The organism is Rickettsiella endosymbiont of Miltochrista miniata, from assembly GCF_964031245.1.
Taxonomy (GTDB): Bacteria; Pseudomonadota; Gammaproteobacteria; order Diplorickettsiales; family Diplorickettsiaceae; genus Aquirickettsiella.
The window spans coordinates 60683-80337 of sequence record NZ_OZ035017.1 but is presented as its reverse complement, the minus strand read 5'-3'; the positions used below and the strand labels follow the sequence as shown (position 1 = coordinate 80337).

20 protein-coding genes are annotated in these 19655 nt (G+C 36.5%); 19 read left to right on the top strand and 1 reads right to left on the bottom strand.

The genetic code is table 11. From position 1 onward, the window contains the following. The first annotated feature begins 81 nt into the window (after positions 1 to 81). The 9 genes from AAHH40_RS00390 to AAHH40_RS00350 all read left to right on the top strand — a co-directional run bounded on the left by AAHH40_RS00390 (position 82) and on the right by AAHH40_RS00350 (position 7900). Entirely contained in the window at positions 82 to 363 is a 282-nt protein-coding gene (locus tag AAHH40_RS00390) for a hypothetical protein (protein WP_342220153.1), read from the top strand. A gap of 11 nt (positions 364 to 374) precedes the next feature. Continuing rightward, complete coding sequence (locus tag AAHH40_RS00385; protein ID WP_342220152.1) at positions 375 to 1415, top strand: tRNA (5-methylaminomethyl-2-thiouridylate)-methyltransferase; 1041 nt, start codon at positions 375 to 377, stop codon at positions 1413 to 1415. Between the two features lie 80 nt (positions 1416 to 1495). After that, on the top strand, positions 1496 to 1723 hold the full coding sequence (locus tag AAHH40_RS00380) for a sulfurtransferase TusA family protein (protein ID WP_342220151.1): 228 nt from the start codon (positions 1496 to 1498) through the stop codon (positions 1721 to 1723). After that, positions 1724 to 2848 (top strand): cation diffusion facilitator family transporter, encoded by a 1125-nt coding sequence (locus tag AAHH40_RS00375; protein WP_342220150.1) that lies wholly within the window; start codon positions 1724 to 1726, stop codon positions 2846 to 2848. Continuing rightward, the gene (gene xth / locus AAHH40_RS00370; protein ID WP_342220149.1) at positions 2845 to 3630 is read left to right on the top strand and encodes an exodeoxyribonuclease III; all 786 of its coding nucleotides are present in this window, start codon (positions 2845 to 2847) and stop codon (positions 3628 to 3630) included. Before AAHH40_RS00375 ends, xth begins: the two co-directional genes overlap by 4 nt. Before the next feature lie 9 nt (positions 3631 to 3639). Further along, a complete protein-coding gene (gene hspQ / locus AAHH40_RS00365) occupies positions 3640 to 3960 on the top strand; it encodes a heat shock protein HspQ (RefSeq protein ID WP_342220148.1) in 321 nt (106 codons plus the stop codon). Between the two features lie 37 nt (positions 3961 to 3997). Then, positions 3998 to 4486 carry a SixA phosphatase family protein gene (locus AAHH40_RS00360; RefSeq protein WP_342220147.1) on the top strand — a complete coding sequence of 163 codons (489 nt, stop codon included), beginning with the start codon at positions 3998 to 4000 and terminating at the stop codon, positions 4484 to 4486. Continuing rightward, on the top strand, positions 4483 to 6321 hold the full coding sequence (locus AAHH40_RS00355; RefSeq protein ID WP_342220146.1) for a tetratricopeptide repeat protein: 1839 nt from the start codon (positions 4483 to 4485) through the stop codon (positions 6319 to 6321). Before AAHH40_RS00360 ends, AAHH40_RS00355 begins: the two co-directional genes overlap by 4 nt. Before the next feature lie 49 nt (positions 6322 to 6370). Continuing rightward, positions 6371 to 7900, top strand: a complete 1530-nt coding sequence (locus AAHH40_RS00350) for a PhoPQ-activated protein PqaA family protein (protein WP_342220145.1) — start codon at positions 6371 to 6373, stop codon at positions 7898 to 7900. A gap of 2 nt (positions 7901 to 7902) precedes the next feature. Here AAHH40_RS00350 and AAHH40_RS00345 read toward each other — a convergent pair whose 3' ends face one another. Then, on the bottom strand, positions 7903 to 8532 hold the full coding sequence (locus tag AAHH40_RS00345) for a c-type cytochrome (protein ID WP_342220144.1): 630 nt from the start codon (positions 8530 to 8532) through the stop codon (positions 7903 to 7905). A gap of 146 nt (positions 8533 to 8678) precedes the next feature. Here AAHH40_RS00345 and yihA point away from each other — a divergent pair, with 146 nt between their 5' ends. The 10 genes from yihA (at position 8679) to purB (ending at position 19639) form a co-directional block, all read left to right on the top strand. Then, positions 8679 to 9281, top strand: a complete 603-nt coding sequence (gene yihA / locus AAHH40_RS00340; RefSeq protein ID WP_342220143.1) for a ribosome biogenesis GTP-binding protein YihA/YsxC — start codon at positions 8679 to 8681, stop codon at positions 9279 to 9281. Between the two features lie 117 nt (positions 9282 to 9398). Further along, entirely contained in the window at positions 9399 to 11390 is a 1992-nt protein-coding gene (locus AAHH40_RS00335) for an OPT family oligopeptide transporter (RefSeq protein WP_342220142.1), read from the top strand. A 327-nt stretch (positions 11391 to 11717) separates the two neighbouring features. Then, positions 11718 to 13454, top strand: coding sequence for an ABC transporter permease (locus tag AAHH40_RS00330; protein ID WP_342220141.1), 1737 nt, complete (start codon positions 11718 to 11720; stop codon positions 13452 to 13454). Positions 13455 to 13465: 11 nt separating this feature from the next. After that, positions 13466 to 14779 (top strand): nitrate/sulfonate/bicarbonate ABC transporter ATP-binding protein, encoded by a 1314-nt coding sequence (locus tag AAHH40_RS00325; protein WP_342220140.1) that lies wholly within the window; start codon positions 13466 to 13468, stop codon positions 14777 to 14779. A 56-nt stretch (positions 14780 to 14835) separates the two neighbouring features. Beyond that, on the top strand, positions 14836 to 15804 hold the full coding sequence (locus AAHH40_RS00320; RefSeq protein WP_342220139.1) for a KpsF/GutQ family sugar-phosphate isomerase: 969 nt from the start codon (positions 14836 to 14838) through the stop codon (positions 15802 to 15804). Between the two features lie 40 nt (positions 15805 to 15844). Continuing rightward, positions 15845 to 16414 carry an LPS export ABC transporter periplasmic protein LptC gene (gene lptC, locus AAHH40_RS00315; protein WP_342220138.1) on the top strand — a complete coding sequence of 190 codons (570 nt, stop codon included), beginning with the start codon at positions 15845 to 15847 and terminating at the stop codon, positions 16412 to 16414. Positions 16415 to 16443: 29 nt separating this feature from the next. After that, positions 16444 to 16971: a lipopolysaccharide transport periplasmic protein LptA gene (gene lptA, locus AAHH40_RS00310; protein ID WP_342220137.1), complete on the top strand. Its 528-nt coding sequence runs from the start codon at positions 16444 to 16446 to the stop codon at positions 16969 to 16971. Then, a complete protein-coding gene (lptB, locus tag AAHH40_RS00305) occupies positions 16968 to 17693 on the top strand; it encodes an LPS export ABC transporter ATP-binding protein (protein WP_342220136.1) in 726 nt (241 codons plus the stop codon). Before lptA ends, lptB begins: the two co-directional genes overlap by 4 nt. Positions 17694 to 17915: 222 nt before the next feature. Further along, a complete protein-coding gene (hpf, locus tag AAHH40_RS00300) occupies positions 17916 to 18251 on the top strand; it encodes a ribosome hibernation-promoting factor, HPF/YfiA family (RefSeq protein ID WP_342220135.1) in 336 nt (111 codons plus the stop codon). Between the two features lie 20 nt (positions 18252 to 18271). Then, entirely contained in the window at positions 18272 to 19639 is a 1368-nt protein-coding gene (purB, locus tag AAHH40_RS00295; protein ID WP_342220134.1) for an adenylosuccinate lyase, read from the top strand. Positions 19640 to 19655: the final 16 nt, after the last annotated feature.

The window sequence follows — 19655 nt, the reverse complement described above, 5'->3', positions numbered from 1 at the left end:
TCAAATAGTTTTTTTGTGAGTCATGAAAATATCATTTAGAATCAGTTGTAGTTAAAACTAAAATCATTTTTAGGTGTATTAATGAATAAAAGTAAATTTTTATTACTTTTTTTTTCATTATTTTTGTCGGCTTGTCACTCAAGTTTAGATCAGGATAGTTTAATCTGCTCTGATAATTGGCCATTTACTTTTAAAGTTACGCCAGGAAAAGCTAAAACTCCTGCGAGTATAATGCCAACAGGATTTGGTCCCATCAGAGGGCCCTCCATACCATCAGATACAGAAAATTCGTTTAGCAAAGATTTAAACAAATGTCGAAATAACTTGCTGAATCAACAAATACATTTTGAATTTAATTTTTGAATGGTTCGATTATGAAAAAAGCAGTTGCTCTTATTTCTGGCGGCTTAGATTCTATGCTTGCCGTCCGTGTTATCCAAGAACAAGGGATTTATGTTGAAGGCATTAATTTTTATACTGGATTCTGTATTGAAGGTCATACACAAGCCATACGTAATTCTCAACATGCAAAACCCAAACGTAATAATGCTTTATGGGCAGCTGAACAATTAGGAATTAAATTACATATCATTGATATTATTCAAGAATATAAACAAATAGTCTTGAATCCCAAACACGGTTATGGCGCCCATCTCAATCCTTGTCTCGACTGTAAAATTTTTATGGTTAGTAAAGCCAAGCAATGGATAGAGCAACATCAATTTGATTTCATTATTACCGGCGAAGTCATTGGCCAGCGGCCAAAATCCCAACTTAAAAAAAATATGCCTATAGTGGCACATGAATCTAAAGCTGACGATATCTTATTACGGCCATTGTGTGCCAAGCTTTTGGCACCGACTTTAGTGGAACGTGAAGGGTGGGTGGATCGGGAGAAACTTCATGGATTTTCAGGTCGCACTCGTGGCCCACAATTTGAATTAGCTAAAAAATTTGATTTTCAAGAATATGCGCAGCCGGCCGGAGGCTGTTGTTTTTTAACTAATGGGCATTACACACAAAAACTCAAAGATCTTTGGGAACACCGTGGGAAAAAAGACTATGAATTTGACGATATCATCTTGCTCAAAGTAGGCCGGCACATTCGGCCCCACCCCGATTTTAAACTCATTATTGGCAGGGATGAAGGTGAAAATCATTTTCTGGAAGCCTATCAATATCAATATACCTCAATAAAGCCAATTAGCCATTTAGGTCCTTTAAGCTTAATTGATGGCAAAATTAGCGCTGAATACATCCATTATGCCGCGCAAATCGCCGCGCGCTTTACCGACGCTAAATCCAATGATATGGTGACTTTAGAAATTAACTCATTGAGTGGTTCAGTGCAAACAGTGAAGGTTAACCCTTTGACTACGGATCAAATCCCTAAAGAATGGTATATTTCTGGCTAATCAGTCGTTTGAATAAAGTATTATATTTGAAGCAAGTCTAATTCATATAAATTAACTAGACTCCTAAAAAAGCTAACATTATGACTCATCAATTAGATGCTCGACGTCTGCTCTGTCCTTTACCTGTGATTAAGGTACAAGAGTGCGTAAAAACTTTAAAACCGGGCGATATCTTAGAGATTGTATGTACTGATAAAGGGAGTCTCTCTGATATTTCAGCTTGGTGTCGGATTCATGGTCATTATTTACTATCAAGTAGTACACAATGTCGAGAAATTTTTATGACGATACAAATAGGTAGCAGTTAAATGAATACTTCTCGCTATCAACAAACACGCTTTATCGCTTTATGGGGTGGGTTAAAAAACATTCTATTAGCAGGACTAAAAATAGTCTTTGGTGTTATTGGTCATTCTCATGGCTTACTAGCGGATGGGGTTCATTCTCTATCTGATTTAATTGTTGATAGCGTCGTTATTATTGCCGCAAAATTTGGCAATAAAGCGGCAGACGAAGATCATCCTTACGGACATGGCCGTATCGAAACAGCTGCTACAGTTTTATTAGCATTAATTTTAGCTATTGCGGCTTTTGCTATTATTATTAATGCTTTTATTACTATCACTGCTGTTCATGTCAATACCCTTCCTGCTCAAATTGTTTTATGGATTGCTCTTAGCTCAGTTGTGCTCAATGAACTACTTTATTTCTGGACCAAGCATATAGCAAATCGCATTAAATCTAGGCTTTTAATGACTAATGCCTGGCATCATCGTAGTGATTCGGCTTCTTCTATAGCCGTTGCTTTAGGAGTGATAGGAGCCTGGCTTGGTTTCCCTAAATTGGATGCGGTTGCGGCTATTATCGTAGGGTTAATGATTTTAAAAATAGCTTGGGATTTTGGCTGGCACAGTATTCGTGAGTTAGTTGATACCGCTCTCAGCATGGAAGAAACTGAAAAAATTAAATTATTTATAAAAGAAATCCCCGGCGTAAAGGCTATTCATCAACTCCGTACGCGCTCAATTGCAGGATCCATCTTTTGCGATGTTCACGTTTTAGTTGATCCATCCATTAGTGTTTCAGAAGGGCATTATATTGGCCAAGAAGTCGATAAACGTTTAATTGCATCATTTCCAGATATTACTGATGTTACTGTTCATATTGATACCGAAGATGATGAATTAATTAACCCATCTTATGATTTACCTGACCGGGGTACATTACAAAAGATTTTGGAGAAACATTGGCATGGTTTGCTCCCAGAAACAGCCATTAAAACCGCCGCCTTTCATTATTTGGACGGCAAAATTACCATTGACTTGAAATTACCTATTATATTCAGCAATCAAAGTGATTTAGAAACTAAGTTAAATAAAATTATAGAAACAGAAAACTTTATCGCCGATATAAAAATTTTTTATTATAAATGAGCAAACTATTTAAAATTGCGACTTGGAATGTTAACTCTTTACGCGTACGTTTAGAGCATGTTTTAGCTTGGCTAAGCTCACATCAGCCCCATCTCCTTGCAGTGCAAGAAACAAAAGTTGAAAATCAACATTTTCCTGAAGAGCCATTCAAGGCAGCGGGTTACCATGTCTTATACAATGGCCAAAAGACCTATAATGGTGTCGCCTTCATTAGTCGTATTCCCATGCAAAATGAAGTGACTTTCTTACCTGATTTTGATGACACTCAACGTCGTATATTAGTTGTTAATGTAGGATCCTTGCGTATCGTCAATATTTATGTGCCTAATGGCTCAAATTTAGATTCTGAAAAATTTATTTATAAATTACGCTGGCTAAAGCAACTAAAAATCTATTTACAACAAGAATTAAACCAGCATCCACATTTAATCGTACTAGGAGATTTTAATATCGCCCCTGAAGATAAAGATGTCCATGATCCACAAATTTGGCAAGATAAAGTATTGGTTAGCCCCGAGGAACGCCAAGCTTTAAAAGAAATATTGGCCTTAGGATTAAAAGATAGTTTTCGATTATTTAATAACGAATCTGGTCATTACACATGGTGGGATTATCGAGCCGGAGCTTTTCGGCGGAATCATGGTTTACGTATTGATCACATATTAACTAGCGATGCCTTAGTTTCCCAATGTATTGCTTGTGAAATTGATAAAGAAATACGACTGTGGGAAAAACCATCGGATCATGTCCCTGTCATAGCAACTTATCAAAATATCAGCTAGGATTTATTTATGGTGGAGCCTATAAAAGCACGTTTCGGAATCGGAGAAATTGTCCAGCATAGTTTGTTTGGTTATCGCGGTGTCATTGTTGACGCCGATGCTGGTTTTCAAGGAGATGATGCTTGGTATAACAAAAACGCCCCTGGAAACCCTCCTAAAAACCAACCTTGGTATCATATTTTAGTTCATGGTTCTGTTCATCATGCTTATGCAGCCGAAATGAATCTAACTAAGGATGATACACTGGATCCTGTTGAGCATCCTGAATTAGATTACTTTTTTGATAGCTTTAAAAATGGCACTTATCATCGTCGTCGTTATAACAATTGAAATGAACGCTATCGCTACCTAATAAAAATCAGAATCTATGAAAAATTTGACGCTAATTCGACATGCCGAAACACATCCGCAACAAATTTTTGAAAGTGATATTGATCGCACTCTTACTCAAAGAGGTCTACATCAAATTGAGAATATCGCAAAGCAACTAAAAGAAAAAAAATACTTGCCAGATTATTTAGTCTGTAGTTCCGCTAAACGTGCCTTACAAACAGCCCAATTTCTTTGTGAAAAGCTAGAAATAAACCCAAAACTCATTCATCTTAACCCAGTATTTTACTCAGGTGATACCGAAGATATTTTAAAATCATTTTCTTCGCTGAATTTATCTGATCACACTTGCATAATAGCTCATAACCCCACCTTGAGTAATTTGGCCCACAGACTCTGTCCCACTACCAAATCTATCATTTTGCCTACCGCAGGTGTAATTTCGCTAGGTTTTAGTATCAAAACGTGGGATGATTTATTGATTAAGCAAGGAAAGCTGCTCTTTTATATTGAGCCTCAGGTATGAATGATACTCGCTTTTCAAACAATAAGACGATTTCTATGCTCGATGACCAGCACGACGAGCAAAGTACTCTGCTAAACCCGGTCAAAACCTCGGTAACCAACCGTGAAACTGGAGCATTACCCCAAGCTGAAAATCTGTCCATTGAGGCTTTTTTTCAGCAAGCTTTAAATGCCCATCAGGCCGGTGATATAAAATACGCAAAAGATGTCTATGAATATATATTAAGCATACAACCCGAGCATGTAGAAGCTATCCATGCTTTAGGGTTGCTAGCCATTGAACTACAACAATGGGACACTGGAATTGCTTGGATACAAAAAGCTTTATCCATTCAACCAAATTCAGCGCGTTTTCATCTGCATTTAGCAAACATCTTTAAAAAAATTAATCAATACGAACTCGCATTAACTCATTATCAAGCAGCTTTGCGTTTAAATCCAAACTATGCTGAAGTTCATAATAATTTAGCGGGTTTATTTTATAAACAAAATCAATTAAATCTATCCCGTCAACATTACGTGCAAGCTATCGATCTAAAACCAGACTACCTGGATGCACATTTTAATTTAGGTTTAGTATTTTTAGCTCAACAAGAAAAAAATGCTGCGGTAACGCAATTCAAAAATGTATTAAGTTTGCATCCAAATTCTATTCAAGGACACTGGCAACTTGCTAATATTTATTGGCAGGATCAGGATCTAGAAAAAGTTCACTATCATTATCAAAAAATTCTAGATCTCGATCCTAATTCAGCAGAATTATTAAATAATTTTGCTGCCTTAATGTTAAAAAAAGAACAGCTAGACTTGGCTATCGATTATTTTAAACGCGCACTTGTTATTGATCCAAAGCACAAAACCGCGAGAAATAATCTTGCGGCTATTTTACTACAGAACAATCAATTGAAAGAGGCCATATGGCATTATTCTTTATATCTAAATTTAGAACCTTTAGATACAGAAGCGCTTTTTAACCGTGCACATAGCTTAATGTTGACGGGTAATTTAAATGAAGCCAATCATGATCTAAAAAAAATTTTGACTATTGATGATAAACATATAGATGCTCATTGTAACCTTGCTGCCATTTATCTAAAACTAAATAACAGTATTGCCGCTTTAACTCATTATCAAATCATTTTAAATTTAAACAATAAACATGCCATTGCCAACTATATGGTCTGTGCACTCACCCAACAAGCTATACCTGACAGTGCACCGCTAGAATATATTAAAAATTTATTTGACAACTATGCCTTTCAATTTGATACACATCTGCAAAATATTTTACTCTATAAAACACCTGAATTACTTCGCGAACAGTTAGATCCCTTTTTGGAAAATAAAAAATATAATCTGCTTGATCTGGGTTGTGGCACTGGTCTTAGTGGTCAATGTTTTAGTGATATTACAAAAAAAATAATCGGAATGGATATTTCACGTAATATGCTTAATAAAGCAAAAGAAAAAACCTGTTATGATATATTAATAGAAAAGGATATTTTGAATGGCATTACTGAATTAGCAGAAAATTTTGATCTTATCCTTTGTATCGATACATTAGTATATTTTGGTAATCTTAGTGAGTTTTTTGAAAAAATAATACATTGTTTGCAGGCAAATGGGTTATTAGCCTTCTCCATTGAACTGGCCAATGAACCTATTTCTTCTTATATTTTGCAAACTAACGGGCGTTACCAACATGCTGAAACTTATATAAAAGAATTAGCTGAAAAAAAACAATTGAAACTCTTGAAATATGCAGAGGTTATAGGACGTCAACAAAACAACGAGGCAATTCAAACAGGTTTATTTATTTTACAAAAAATATTATGAGAATGTAAACGCCTTTAAATCAAAGAATTTTGAATATCTAAAATAATTTATGAAAATATCTGCAAAAAAACCAATTTGGCTAATTTGTTCTTTTTTATTGCTCTATCCTGCGATAAAAACTTATTCATTCCCTTTAGATTTAAAAAATTGTGAAAATTCTAATTATCTATTACAACATCCTCATCAAGTACTACTTTGCGCTGCAAAGGTATTACCCACACTCTCTTCGCAATTAAGTTATCTAGGCGAAGAAAAAACAACTCAATATACCCAATATAAATATAGCTTTGCATCCATCATTTGGCCGAAAATTTTTCAGACTAATACTCCGGATGTTATTAAACCCAATGTCTGGAAACATGAAATAGATATCTTTGTTCCCAAAGAAAATCCTAAGGTTGATACGGCTGCTCTTTATATTACGGGTGGATATAGCAATTCTAAAATAATAAGAGATAATTCTCCTGATAAAATTATCAGCCAATTAATTCAGCATAATATTGTCATTGTACTTAAAGATAATCCTAATCAATACTTAACTATCAATAATAAACCATTAAAAGAAGATGAGATTATTGCTTTTACATGGAATCGTTTCATTCACAATCCAAAATTATCTTATTATCCTTTACATATTCCTATGGCAATTGCTGCACAGCAAGCCATGACGTTAGCACAAAATATACTACAGCAGCATCATATATGCATAAATCATTTTGTGGTCATAGGCGCTTCAAAACGAGGCTGGGCCACATGGATGACTGCCTTACTTGATCACAGGGTCATTGCCATGATTCCAATTGTGGTTGATGTATTAAATTTAAAAAAACAAATTCCACATATTTATAATGTTTATGCACAACATTGGCCAATAGCATTAAACGATTATAATGTTCAACATATCCCCGAATATGCCAACCCTAATAATATTTTTTATTCGAATTATTTAAAATTATTGCAATTAGAAGATCCTTTTTCTTATTTTACTGTCGCACCTTATCAAAAAAAGTTAGCTGAAATGTCTAAATATATTGTTAATGCAAGCGGAGATGATTTCTTTCCTCCCGACAGCTCCCAATATTACTACGCCGCATTATCAGAAAAGAAATTGTTATTTTATTTACCGAATTCTGGTCATTATATAGAATATTCACCTTCAGTCTCACAATTAGCTTCTACACTGTCTGCTTTTTATAAAAGAATTATTTCGCATCAAGCTTTGCCGGTAATTACCTGGAATAGAACTGAAGATGGATTAAAAATTGATTATTCAGAAAAACCATCCAAAATAATATTGTGGTCCGCAGAAAACCCTATTACTCGAGATTTTCGGTATTCTTGTGCAATTCATTATCAACCTACTGACATAATGGTAAATGGGCGAGTTTCAAAACTTAAGATTCAAACTTCTAAACAAGGTTGGAGCGCATCGTATGTGGAGTTAGATTTTCCCGATGGTTTAAGAGTAAGCACACCTATTTTTATATCTCCTAATACTTACCCCAAAAAAAATCAAATTATGCCGCCACAAGGAATGTGTCTGTTGATAAACCCTGAGCATAAAAATGTTACTAAATAATTTTAAGAATATAAACCTGAAATATAATTAGATACGGCAACAATTTCTGCATCATTCATTTTTTTGCTAATTATTGGCATCATCTGATACTTATCATTATTGCGTTTGCCGTCACGAAATGCTTTTAATTGTGTAACAATATATTGAGCATGTTGTCCACTTAAACGAGGAAATCCGGCCGGTGGATTCCCTAGGCCCGCAGGGCCATGACAAGCTAAACAAGCGGGTATTTCTTTATCTGCATCTCCACCACGATAAATCCTCTGTCCTAAAGGAAGTAAATGGGGATGAGCGGTATCAGTAGCCCCTAACAAATTTGCATAATAGTTTGCTATTTTTATTTTTTCTTTTTTCGACAATGCAGCAATTAAGGAATTCATTATTGGACTATCACGTCCATGATTCACATTTGGTTGAAAATCTTGCATTTGCTTCATTAAATAATTAACGTTCTGACCCGCCAATTTTGGCCAATTTTCATTGGCTGTGGAGTTTCCCTTGATACCATGACATAGCTCACATCCGGCGATAATGTCATTGAAAGCTTTTTCAACTATTTTGGCATTACTCGGCGTAACCCCTAATAAAAAAAAGAATACAAAGAAAAATGTAAAATTTTTGTAACCTAACATCGAGAACCTTTTTATGGTGCTTTTGGAAAAAATGTGATGTTGCTAAACATTAATATTTAGTTTATAGTTTTGCCAGGCTTTGATAAACTATAAAAATAATATAAAGGCCAGGGAATTTTTCTTTTTTAATTAAGCGGAAGATAACCTTGAGTTCCCATGTCTTTCCACTTACCGTCTTCTTAAAAAGCGCAGCTCAACTAGATCAACTGCCCGCAGATCAAGGCGCAGAAGTTGCATTTATTGGTCGTTCCAATTCTGGAAAATCTACAGCGATTAACTCAATTACTGGAAAAAAGGGTTTAGCCAAAACTAGTAAAACTCCAGGCCGCACCCAATTATTAAATTTTTTTCAAATCAATGAACACCTACGTTTAGTCGATCTTCCTGGTTATGGCTTTGCCAATGTCCCTAATGATAAAAAGGCAGATTGGGAGAAAACAATTGCCACTTATCTAAAAATCAGGAAATCTTTAAAAGGGCTAGTTATCACTATGGATATCCGCCACCCACTTAAGGACCGGGATCAAGCCATGCTAACGTGGGCCTCTCATTATCAAATACCGACATATATCCTTCTGACTAAAGCGGATAAATTGACACGAAATCAAGCTGCAAATGCCTTGAAATTAACGACCCAGCAATTGGCAATTCTTGATAAACCCTGTGAAATACAAATCTTTTCAGCAACTAAATCGATAGGTCTAGCAAACGCTCGGGGCAGGATATTAAATTGGTTATACTCAGAATGAACACAGAATTTTTTTCTAACAATTTTCCGAAAACTTCCCATTTTCTTACATCAATTTTTTGACCTATACGAGACAATGTGATAAATAAAATGATTACTAAAAAAAATTTCGGATTTCATGTCGTCACAACCCTCTGAAATAAGCTTTCGTGCCATCCTGTTGGCTATTCTGCTCGCTGTCATTTTAGCTGCTGCAAATGCCTATTTAGGCTTGAAGGTTGGCTTAACTATTTCTGCATCTATACCTGCAGCTATTCTTTCTATGGGTATCCTACGTTTTTTTAAAAACTCCTCCATACTTGAAAGTAATATTGTCCAAACTGGAGCATCTGCGGGTGAAGCACTGGTCGCAGGAACCGCATTTATCCTCCCTGCCTTAATAATTCTTCACTACTGGCAACATTTTGATTATTGGCAAACGGTAATAATTTCACTAACAGGTGGAATTTTAGGAATCTTATTTTCTATCCCATTACGACGAGTTTTATTAGCCGATCCTACATTACGCTTTCCAGAAGGCACCGCCATAGGTCAAGTTTTGAAAATCAGTCAAGAGGGAAAAGGAAATCTTAAAGAGCTAGTCCAAGGCGGAATTTTAGGTGCTTTTGTGGCACTTTTTCAATCGGGTTTCCAAATCATCGCAGATAATTTTCCGTTATGGTTTAAAGCTGATAATAAATTTATTTTTGGATTTACGTTTGGCTTTGAACCTGCATTATTGGCAGCTGGATATATAGTTGGTATTGGTGTAGCACTGAGTACATTACTGGGCGTGGCAATCGGATGGATAATTGGAATTCCTATTTTTAGTTATTTACATCCTCTGGCAATAGCGACTAGTCAATCTGCTAGCAGTTTAGCCACTAGCATTTGGCAGTCCAGCATACGTCCAATTGGCGTAGGCACTATGTTAGTAGGTGGTTTATGGACGATGATACTGCTCATTAAACCTATCATTAAGGGCGTTCACTCATCCTTTATGTCGTTAAGAACCATTAAAGAAAGCGGTTTCACATCCTTGCCTAAACATGAACGTGATATACCCATCAACTATACTTTAGCTTTATTGGGTATTTTAATATTACCATTAGGGTATATTTTATTCAGCTTTATAAATCATCCTGCCTTAGGATTAACCAGCACTATCCAAATAATCACCTTAGTTATCGGGGTTGTTTTTATTTTAATCACTGGCTTCTTTTTTTCTTCGCTCTGTGGTTACTTTGCAGGGCTTATAGGAAGTAGCCAAAGTCCCATTTCAGGTGTTTCTCTTTCGGTACTATTGTTCGCATCTCTTACATTACTTGCCATTTTTAGTTGGGCGCCTGGCTTTACTCACGATACTAAGCATTTACTTGAAGGGGAAGGCTTAGCAATCATTATAGGGACGCTGGTCAGTAGTAGCTGTGCCATTACTAATGATACTATTCAAGACCTAAAAGCAGGACAAATTGTCGGCGCAACTCCTTGGAAACAACAAGTTATATTAATTTTAGGGGTAGTAGTTTCTGCTTTAATTTTGGCACCCACATTAGAATTATTATTTAATGCTTATGGAATTGGCGGTATTTCTCCTCCCGGACGCCATATGGATCCTGCCCAAATGTTATCCGCACCTCAAGCTACGCTTATGGCAAGCTTAGTTGCTGGCGCATTCAAACATAACCTACCCTGGAATTTAATTAGCATTGGTTTTGTTGTTGCTATTTTTTGTATTATCATTGATCGAATATTGCAAAAACGCGGTATGCGGTTGCCTGTATTGGCGGTCGGTATCGGTATCTATCTTCCTTTGGATACTTCATCTGGATTAATTTTAGGTGGGCTCGCTTCCTATTTCGTTGAAAGAACATTGATTAAACGACACCCTATACAAACCGAAAAATCAGCCGACAATGTCGCTAGACAACGCGGCCTCACTTTAGCCTGTGGTTTAGTAGCGGGGGCTTGTTTAATGGGTGTGGTATTAGCGATCCCCTTTACTTTGGCAGAATCTACCGACGTATTACGTCTTATGCCTAAACATTTTACCTTGCTAGCCAGCCTATTTGGAGTGTTATCAACACTAAGCATTTTGGGATGGATCTACCGTTCAGTCTGTAAAAAATAAATCTATACTCACAGCAATTGGTTTTTTGACAAGGCGCCGCGAGAATGAAGCAACCGGAATGTATTTTTAAGATACATGAGGATTGCGCGTTGAGCGGCAACACAGACAAAAATTCAATTGCGAAGAGTATATTAAATTTACCTATTGACAAAAGAAAAAAATCTTACTAGGCTCCCGCTAAATTTCAGGGGGTAAATATATGCCCCCCCTAGTTAGACTTATTCGCATGTGGATTTTTGAGCAACAACACAGTCAAAAATTCAAGTACGAAGAATAAAGCTAGTGGGGGCAAATATCTACCTCCCCAAACTAAATGGGGGTAGGTCCATGTCAACATTCTACAATCGATTTTCTTTTAGAAATTCTTTTAAAATCCTTCCGAATGGCTGGGATTTAGTTGCTTTTATTATTGTGCTAGGGATGCTTGCTGCATTTGTTTGGGCGGGCAAGCAAATGACTGCTCCTTATCAAGTCGGACAAACCTTAGCTTTATCCTTAGATCCTCATCAGTTACCTAAATATGCTTTGTTTACCGTATTACGCTTATTTACGGCCATGGCGTTCTCCTTATTATTCACCTTTACTGTGGGAACCTTAGCGGCTAAAAATAAACGTGCTGCAAGTATTATTATCCCTTGTATTGACATCTTACAGTCTGTACCTGTGATTGGTTTGTTATCTATTACCATAGTAGGATTTATCGCTTTATTTCATGGAAGTCGGTTAGGTCCTGAAGCCGCAGCAATTTTTGCAGTTTTTACTGCTCAAGTATGGAATATCACACTCAGTTTCTATCAAAGTCTACGCTCGGTACCTACTGAATTGAAAGAAGCTGCTGATATGTTCCACTTATCTGCCTGGCAACGTTTTTGGCGCCTTGACGTTCCTTTTAGCATGCCTGGACTACTATGGAATATGATGATGTCTATGTCGGGCAGCTGGATTTTCTTAATCGCATCGGAAAGTATTTCGGTCAATAATCAAACGATCGTATTGCCTGGTGTCGGTTCCTATCTCGGGCTTGCTATCAGCCAGGCCAGCATTTCGGGTGTGATTTACACTATCCTTACTATGCTTATTGTCATTTTACTTTATGATCAACTCCTTTTCAGACCTTTATTAAACTGGTCAAAAAAATTTACCTTTGAACAAGTTGGTCAAGAATATGTTTCTCGTTCCTGGGTTACTGTGCTATTACAACAAACCTATATTTTAAAATATTTAGGTCGTTTTTTTGGAAAATTAGGCGATGCCATCATCAATATTTCTTTTTCAAAGAAAACAAAAAATGAAGTTATAACCAAAAAATTTAGCTCTAATAAATCGATCGAAATTATTTGGTATAGCGGTATTACACTAATGGTGGCTACATCACTTTGGCTATTATTACACTTTATTTTAAAGCATCTTTCATTACATGAAATAATTCACGTACTATTTTTAGGTTGTGTAACCGCATTAAGAATCATCACCATTATTTTAATATCCAGTATCATTTGGATACCTATTGGAGTTTTCATAGGACTAAATCGTCGTATTGCAGAGTGGGTGCAACCTATTGCACAATTTTTAGCGGCATTTCCAGCAAACGTATTATTCCCTGTTGCGGTTATTCTATTTTTAAGATACCACTTAAATATTGAGATATGGTCTACGCCATTATTACTACTAGGCACTCAATGGTACATTTTATTTAATATTATCGCTGGCACAGCCGCCCTACCGGAAGATTTAAAAGAAGCGACCAGCAACTTTGGTGTTAAAGGTTGGCAATGGTGGCGTCGTTTGGTTTTACCCGGAATTTTTCCTCATTGGATTACAGGCACCATCACCGCGATTGGGGGAGGTTGGAATATGACTATTTTAACGGAAGTAATCAGTTGGGGCTCTACTACACTCACGGCAACTGGATTAGGCGCTTATATTGCAAAATCAACTGATGCTGGTGATTTTCCAAGAGTGGCACTCGGAATGGCAATGATGAGTGTGTTTGTTTTAGTTATGAATCATTTAGTTTGGCGTCCATTATACAATTTAGCTCAATCACGTTATCGATTGGATTAAGGGGGAATATCATGAATAAGAAACCCATTTTTACTGTAAAAGATATCAGCAAATCCTTTAAAAAAGCTGAACAACAAGAATTATTAGTCCTTGATAAGGTTAATTTTCAACTTTATGAAGATGAGATAGTAGCGTTATTAGGCAAATCGGGTTCGGGGAAATCTACGCTATTGCGTATCATTACTGGTCTTTCTGACCCTAGCAGCGGCACAGTCACTTATCGTGACCATATAGTTAATGGACCTGTACAAGGCATGGCGATGGTTTTTCAAAACTTTGCGCTCTTACCTTGGTTAACCGTATTAGAAAATGTTGAATTAGGTCTCGAAGCATTACGTGTGCCTCGAGATGAACGTCGAACGCGATCTTTAAAAGCTATCGATATTATCGGCCTTGATGGATTCGAATCTGCTTATCCAAAGGAATTATCCGGTGGTATGCGTCAACGTGTAGGTTTTGCACGCGCATTAGTTATTAATCCCGATGTGTTATTAATGGATGAACCCTTCTCAGCCTTAGATGTGCTGACTGCTGATAATCTTAAAAGCGATCTGCTTGATTTATGGGAAGCTAAACAAACGGGGACTCGCGGAATCTTATTTGTAACGCACAACATTGAAGAAGCTGTTTTGCTCGCTAATCGTGTCATTGTATTTGATAGTGATCCAGGCACTATCCGAGCAGAATTAACCATTGATTTACCTTATCCACGAACTGAGCAAAATCCCGAATTTCGAAAATATGTCGATCAAATATATTCATTAATTACCCGTCAAATGGATGAGCGTAAGAAATTGTTGCTCAAAGAACAGCTACCTCGCATCACGGATATAGGTTATCGTCTTCCCGATGCTGACATTTCCGAATTAACGGGTTTACTTGAAACTTTAGATCAATCCGAATACCAAGGTCATGTGAGTTTACCTGAACTTACTGAGTCACTACATTTAGATGTCGATGATTTATTCCCATTAACCGAAGTATTGGATATTTTAGGTTTTGCTCACGTCAACAATGGAGAATTAATTCTAACTGAAGCTGGAAAATTATTTGCAAATGCCGATATCTTAGAGCGAAAAAAAATCTTTGCTGCTCATTTATTACGTTATGTACCTTTAGCAAAGCATATACGACAGGTTCTAGAAGAAAGACGTACAACCGGTCAACGTGCCTCTAGAGAACGTTTTTTGAATGAATTAGAAGATTATTTAAGCGAAAAAGAAGCTGAACGTGTTCTGCGTACCGTGATTGATTGGGGTCGTTACGCAGAGTTATTTGCCTATGCTAATAATACAGGCATGCTAAGTTTAGAAAATCCAAATTAGCATCAAAAATTAAATGGTAATTTAATTCCTTCTAATTTTCTCTATGGTAAAAATTTATGCATAAAAAATTTTCCGAGTCAGCTCGAAAAGTCATTGAGACAGAAGGAAAAGCCATTTTGAGTTTATTAAAACAAATTGACTCAAGTTTTGAACGGGCATGTGAATTACTTTTAAATTGCCAAGGCCATATTGTAGTCATCGGTATTGGTAAATCAGGCCATATAGGTAATAAAATCGCGGCTACTTTAGCCAGCACAGGGAGCCCCGCCTTTTTTATTCATGCCGCTGAAGCAAATCACGGTGATCTGGGCATGATAAACTCCAAAGATGTGGTTCTTGCCATCTCTCATTCTGGGGAAACGGATGAGCTCATTAGTATTCTTCCTACACTCAAACTACTCAATATCCCTTTTATACTCATGACCGGAAATCCTCTCTCTACTTTAGCGCAACAAGCGACCGTTACCATCCCTATAGCCATAGAGCAAGAAGCCTGCCCTTTAGGCTTAGCTCCGACATGCAGCAGCACAGCAGCATTAGTCATGGGTGATGCCATCGCTATATCTCTGCTCAACATGCGTGGTTTTAGCAGTGATGACTTTGCTAAGGTTCACCCAAAAGGGCAATTGGGTCGGCGTTTATTATTAAAAGTGTCTGATATTATGCACACTGGAGCAGCTATTCCCAGCGTAAAATCTGGCACCTCTTTAGTGCAATCTTTATTTGAAGTTTCACAGAAAAGACTGGGTATGACCGTAATTACTGACAAAAACCAACGTCTCTTAGGAATTTTTACTGATGGTGATCTTAGGCGAGCCATAGATCAAGGATTAAACCTTCAAACCACACTGGTCGATCAAGTAATGACGACTAATTGTAAAACAATAAATAAAGAGAAGCTGGCTGCCGAAGCATTACGAATAATGGAAGATAATAAAATAACTACTTTAATTATTGTAGACAAAGAAAAAAAACCTCTCGGCGTTGTGCATATTCATGATATCCTGAGTCAGAGAATCACCTGACATTTACTTATATCTGCTTGTTTAAGCTACATCCAATAGTATGTTTTCTAAAACACTATTCATTAATCTTATTCTTATTTCGCTTATTTTATTAGGTACGTGGTACACATGGTTACAGCTGACGAGGCCTGCAAACTCTACTATTACAGGAAACCATCCTGATGCCTATGCAACTAAGGTCATAGTCTATCATATTGATAAATCAGGTAATCTTTATGATCAGTTAAACACACCTTTATCAGTTCATTATCCCTCAGATGATAGTATTTCACTTACCACACCTATTTTTACTTTATTTTTGAAAAAAAAAGAATCATGGCAACTTTCATCACGTTATGGCAAACTGAAAGAGGGTAAAGATCTTCTACAGCTTTGGGATAATGTCAAACTTGAACAAAAACAAGGACCAACCAATAAAACTATCTCGACCCTGACGACGTCCACTTTAGATATTCATCTTAAAGAAAAAACAGCTGAAACCTCCGCACCTGTCGTAATAACTCAGATAAATCAAGAGATACATGCTGTAGGACTACATGCTAATTTTAATACAAAAACGATTCGACTTTTATCTCAAGTAAAGGGCCAACTCAAACCTGCAAAAATGTAATGAGGTTTAAGATGTGGATTCAAGATCACTTGAAAAAAAAACCATTTAAAATAAATAAAGACTATTTATTATGCCTAGTCCTATTAATACTGAATACGCCTAGTATCTCTGTTTATGCTCATCCAAAAGATATGGGACAAACTATCTATTTTGAATCTGATACTTTGTCATATAATAATGAGACAAAATTAGGCATCTATCAGGGGCATATTAAGTTGACTCAAGGATCAGGAGTTCTCACAGCAGACTATGCCACCAGTTATGCCGATCAAAATGGTCAAGTCACCAAAATAATCGCTACCGGTAATCCAGCACATTATCGCGCACTTATATTTCCCAATCGACCTAAGTTAATTGCTACTGGAAATACGATCTATTATTATCCACAAAAAGATTGGTTAGAAGCTGTGGGTAATGCCGAGATTGTGCAAGGACAAAATCATGTCAAAGGCCCCCAAATTAACTATGATTTTAAAAAGAAAACCGTCGGTTCCCCTATCTCAAAAGAAGGGCATACTCAAATACTAATAGCTCCATTGCAACCTGTACACTCATGAGTAAATTACATGCTATCAATTTGGCCAAACGTTACCATTCTCGCGTTGTTGTCAAAAATGTTTCCTTAGAACTAGAAACCGGAGAAGTAGTGGGTTTGTTAGGCCCTAATGGAGCTGGAAAAACCACGAGCTTTTATTTGATTGTGGGTCTAATTGAAAGTGCACAAGGTAAAATTTTATTAGATAATCATAATATTACGCATTTGGCTATGCACGCCAGGGCTAAGGCAGGTATCGGTTATTTACCTCAAGAACCTTCAATATTTCGTAAATTATCTGTTGCCGATAATATCCTCGCTATACTCCAATTACGTAAAGATCTGTCAAAAGAACAACGTAAACAACATCTCGAAAATCTACTTCATGAATTCCACATTACACACATCCGCGATACGTTGGGAATTAGTTTATCGGGTGGTGAACGTCGTCGCGTGGAGATTGCTCGCGCTTTGGCTATGGAGCCAAAATTCATGCTATTAGATGAACCTTTTGCAGGAATCGATCCAATTTCTGTGGTCGATATTAAGCGCATGATTATTCATCTTAGTCGGCGTGGTATAGGCGTTTTGATTACCGATCATAATGTTCGGGAAACCCTTACCATTTGTAAACGTGCTTATATAGTGAGCGAGGGGGAAACCATCTATGTGGGGACTCCAAAAGAAGTATTGAATAATCAACGTGTCAGGGAAGTCTATTTAGGCCATGAATTTGATCTTTAATTGTAAAGGTGTGAGTAAATAAAGTGAAAAATGATTAAATTTTGCGCAAGCCGCCTTATAAAACAAATTTAAACTATACCTTTGTCTAAAAAACCCCCATCAGGTTTAAAAAAATAGTCTAATAAAGTCGTTTGACTCTACTTTACTGCGTAACCTAAGGTATAATCACTATGCATTTCAGAATAATATCAAAGACTATAGATTATAAAGATAGAGGGTCTAATGCAAATTACTATTACAGATGATGGCATTAAAGTTACTGAAGCCTTAAAACAATATATACTCGATAAATTCAAACGACTGGAACGTATAACTCATAAAACTACAGCCATACATGTCACATTAAGCCTTGAAAACTTAGATCAAGTCGTTAAAGCCCTAGTTCATACACATGGTACTGAATTTTACGCAAGTGCCGAAAACGAAAGTCTATATCCTGCTATTGATGACTTAGTTGATAGAATAGAACAGCAAATCAATAAACATAAACAAAAAATCAAAGAAAAACGACATGATCGATCAGAAAAATATGGTCCAGAGGAATCCGAAGAGCTGTAAATAAACTTATCGAGGCCCATGTGCAACTCAACCCTTTAACCGCGATTTCTCCTATTGATGGTCGTTACTCAGATAAAACCGATAGTTTACGTCCTTTATGTAGCGAATATGGTTTATTCTATTTTAGAGTATTCATTGAAATACGCTGGTTACAAACCCTTGCTGACCATTCGGGCATCAAGGAGATTTCTGCATTTTCTTCAGCAACCCAGCAACAATTGAATCATATTATTGAAGATTTTAATTTGGAAGATGCTGAAAGAATTAAAACGCTAGAAAAGACAACTCGACACGACATTAAAGCAGTTGAGTATTTTTTGAAAGAAAAACTAGCTAAAAATCCGCAGTTAGTATCGATCCGAGAATTTATACATTTCGGTTGCACCTCTGATGACATTAATAACTTGGCTTACGCTTTAATGCTTAAAGAAGTACGCGCTCAACATTTACTCCCTGCTATTCAAAAACTCATTACTTATTTAAAAAAATACTCACATCAATATGCTACGCATGCGATGCTTGGTCGTACGCACGGTCAACCCGCTATACCCACCACTATGGGTAAAGAATTTGCTAATTTTACTCAACGCTTAATAGAACAGGAAAAATTATTTGCTGCAGTAAAAATAGTCGGTAAGTTTAATGGTGCTATTGGTAATTACAATGCTCATCGCTTTGCGTACCCCGATATTAATTGGCCCGAAATTAGCGAGAAATTTGTAACCAGTCTAGGTTTAGATTGGAATGCTTATACTACACAGATTGAACCTCATGACTATATTGCAGAATATTGTGACAGTTTAAAACGAATTAATACTATATTAATTAACTTGACTGCCGATTGCTGGGGTTATATTTCTTTGGGTTATTTCAAACAAAAAACTAAGCTAGGTGAAGTGGGTTCATCTACCATGCCTCATAAAATCAATCCTATCGACTTTGAAAATGCTGAGGGAAATTTTAGCTTAGCCAATAGCCTATACCAACATTTTTCAAAGACCTTACCTATCTCGCGTTGGCAACGTGATTTAAGAGATTCAACACTACTACGTAATCTTGGAACAGCATTTGCAACTAATTTAGTTGCCCACAAAAGTTTATATTCTGGCTTAGAAAAAATTTCTATCGATGATACTAGGTTATTGGAAGATCTCAATCACCATTGGGAAATATTGGCCGAAGCTATACAAACAATTTTAAGACGATATGGGGCTGAAATGCCTTACGAACAATTAAAGGCCTTAACACAAGGTAAAAAACTTAATCAAAAAACTCTTCATCAATTTATTAACGACCTAAAAATACCCGACGATATTAAACAAAGCTTACTCGAATTATCGCCTACTAGTTATTTAGGCTATGCAATCGAATTGGCACAAGCTATCTAAAATTTTAAACACCCAA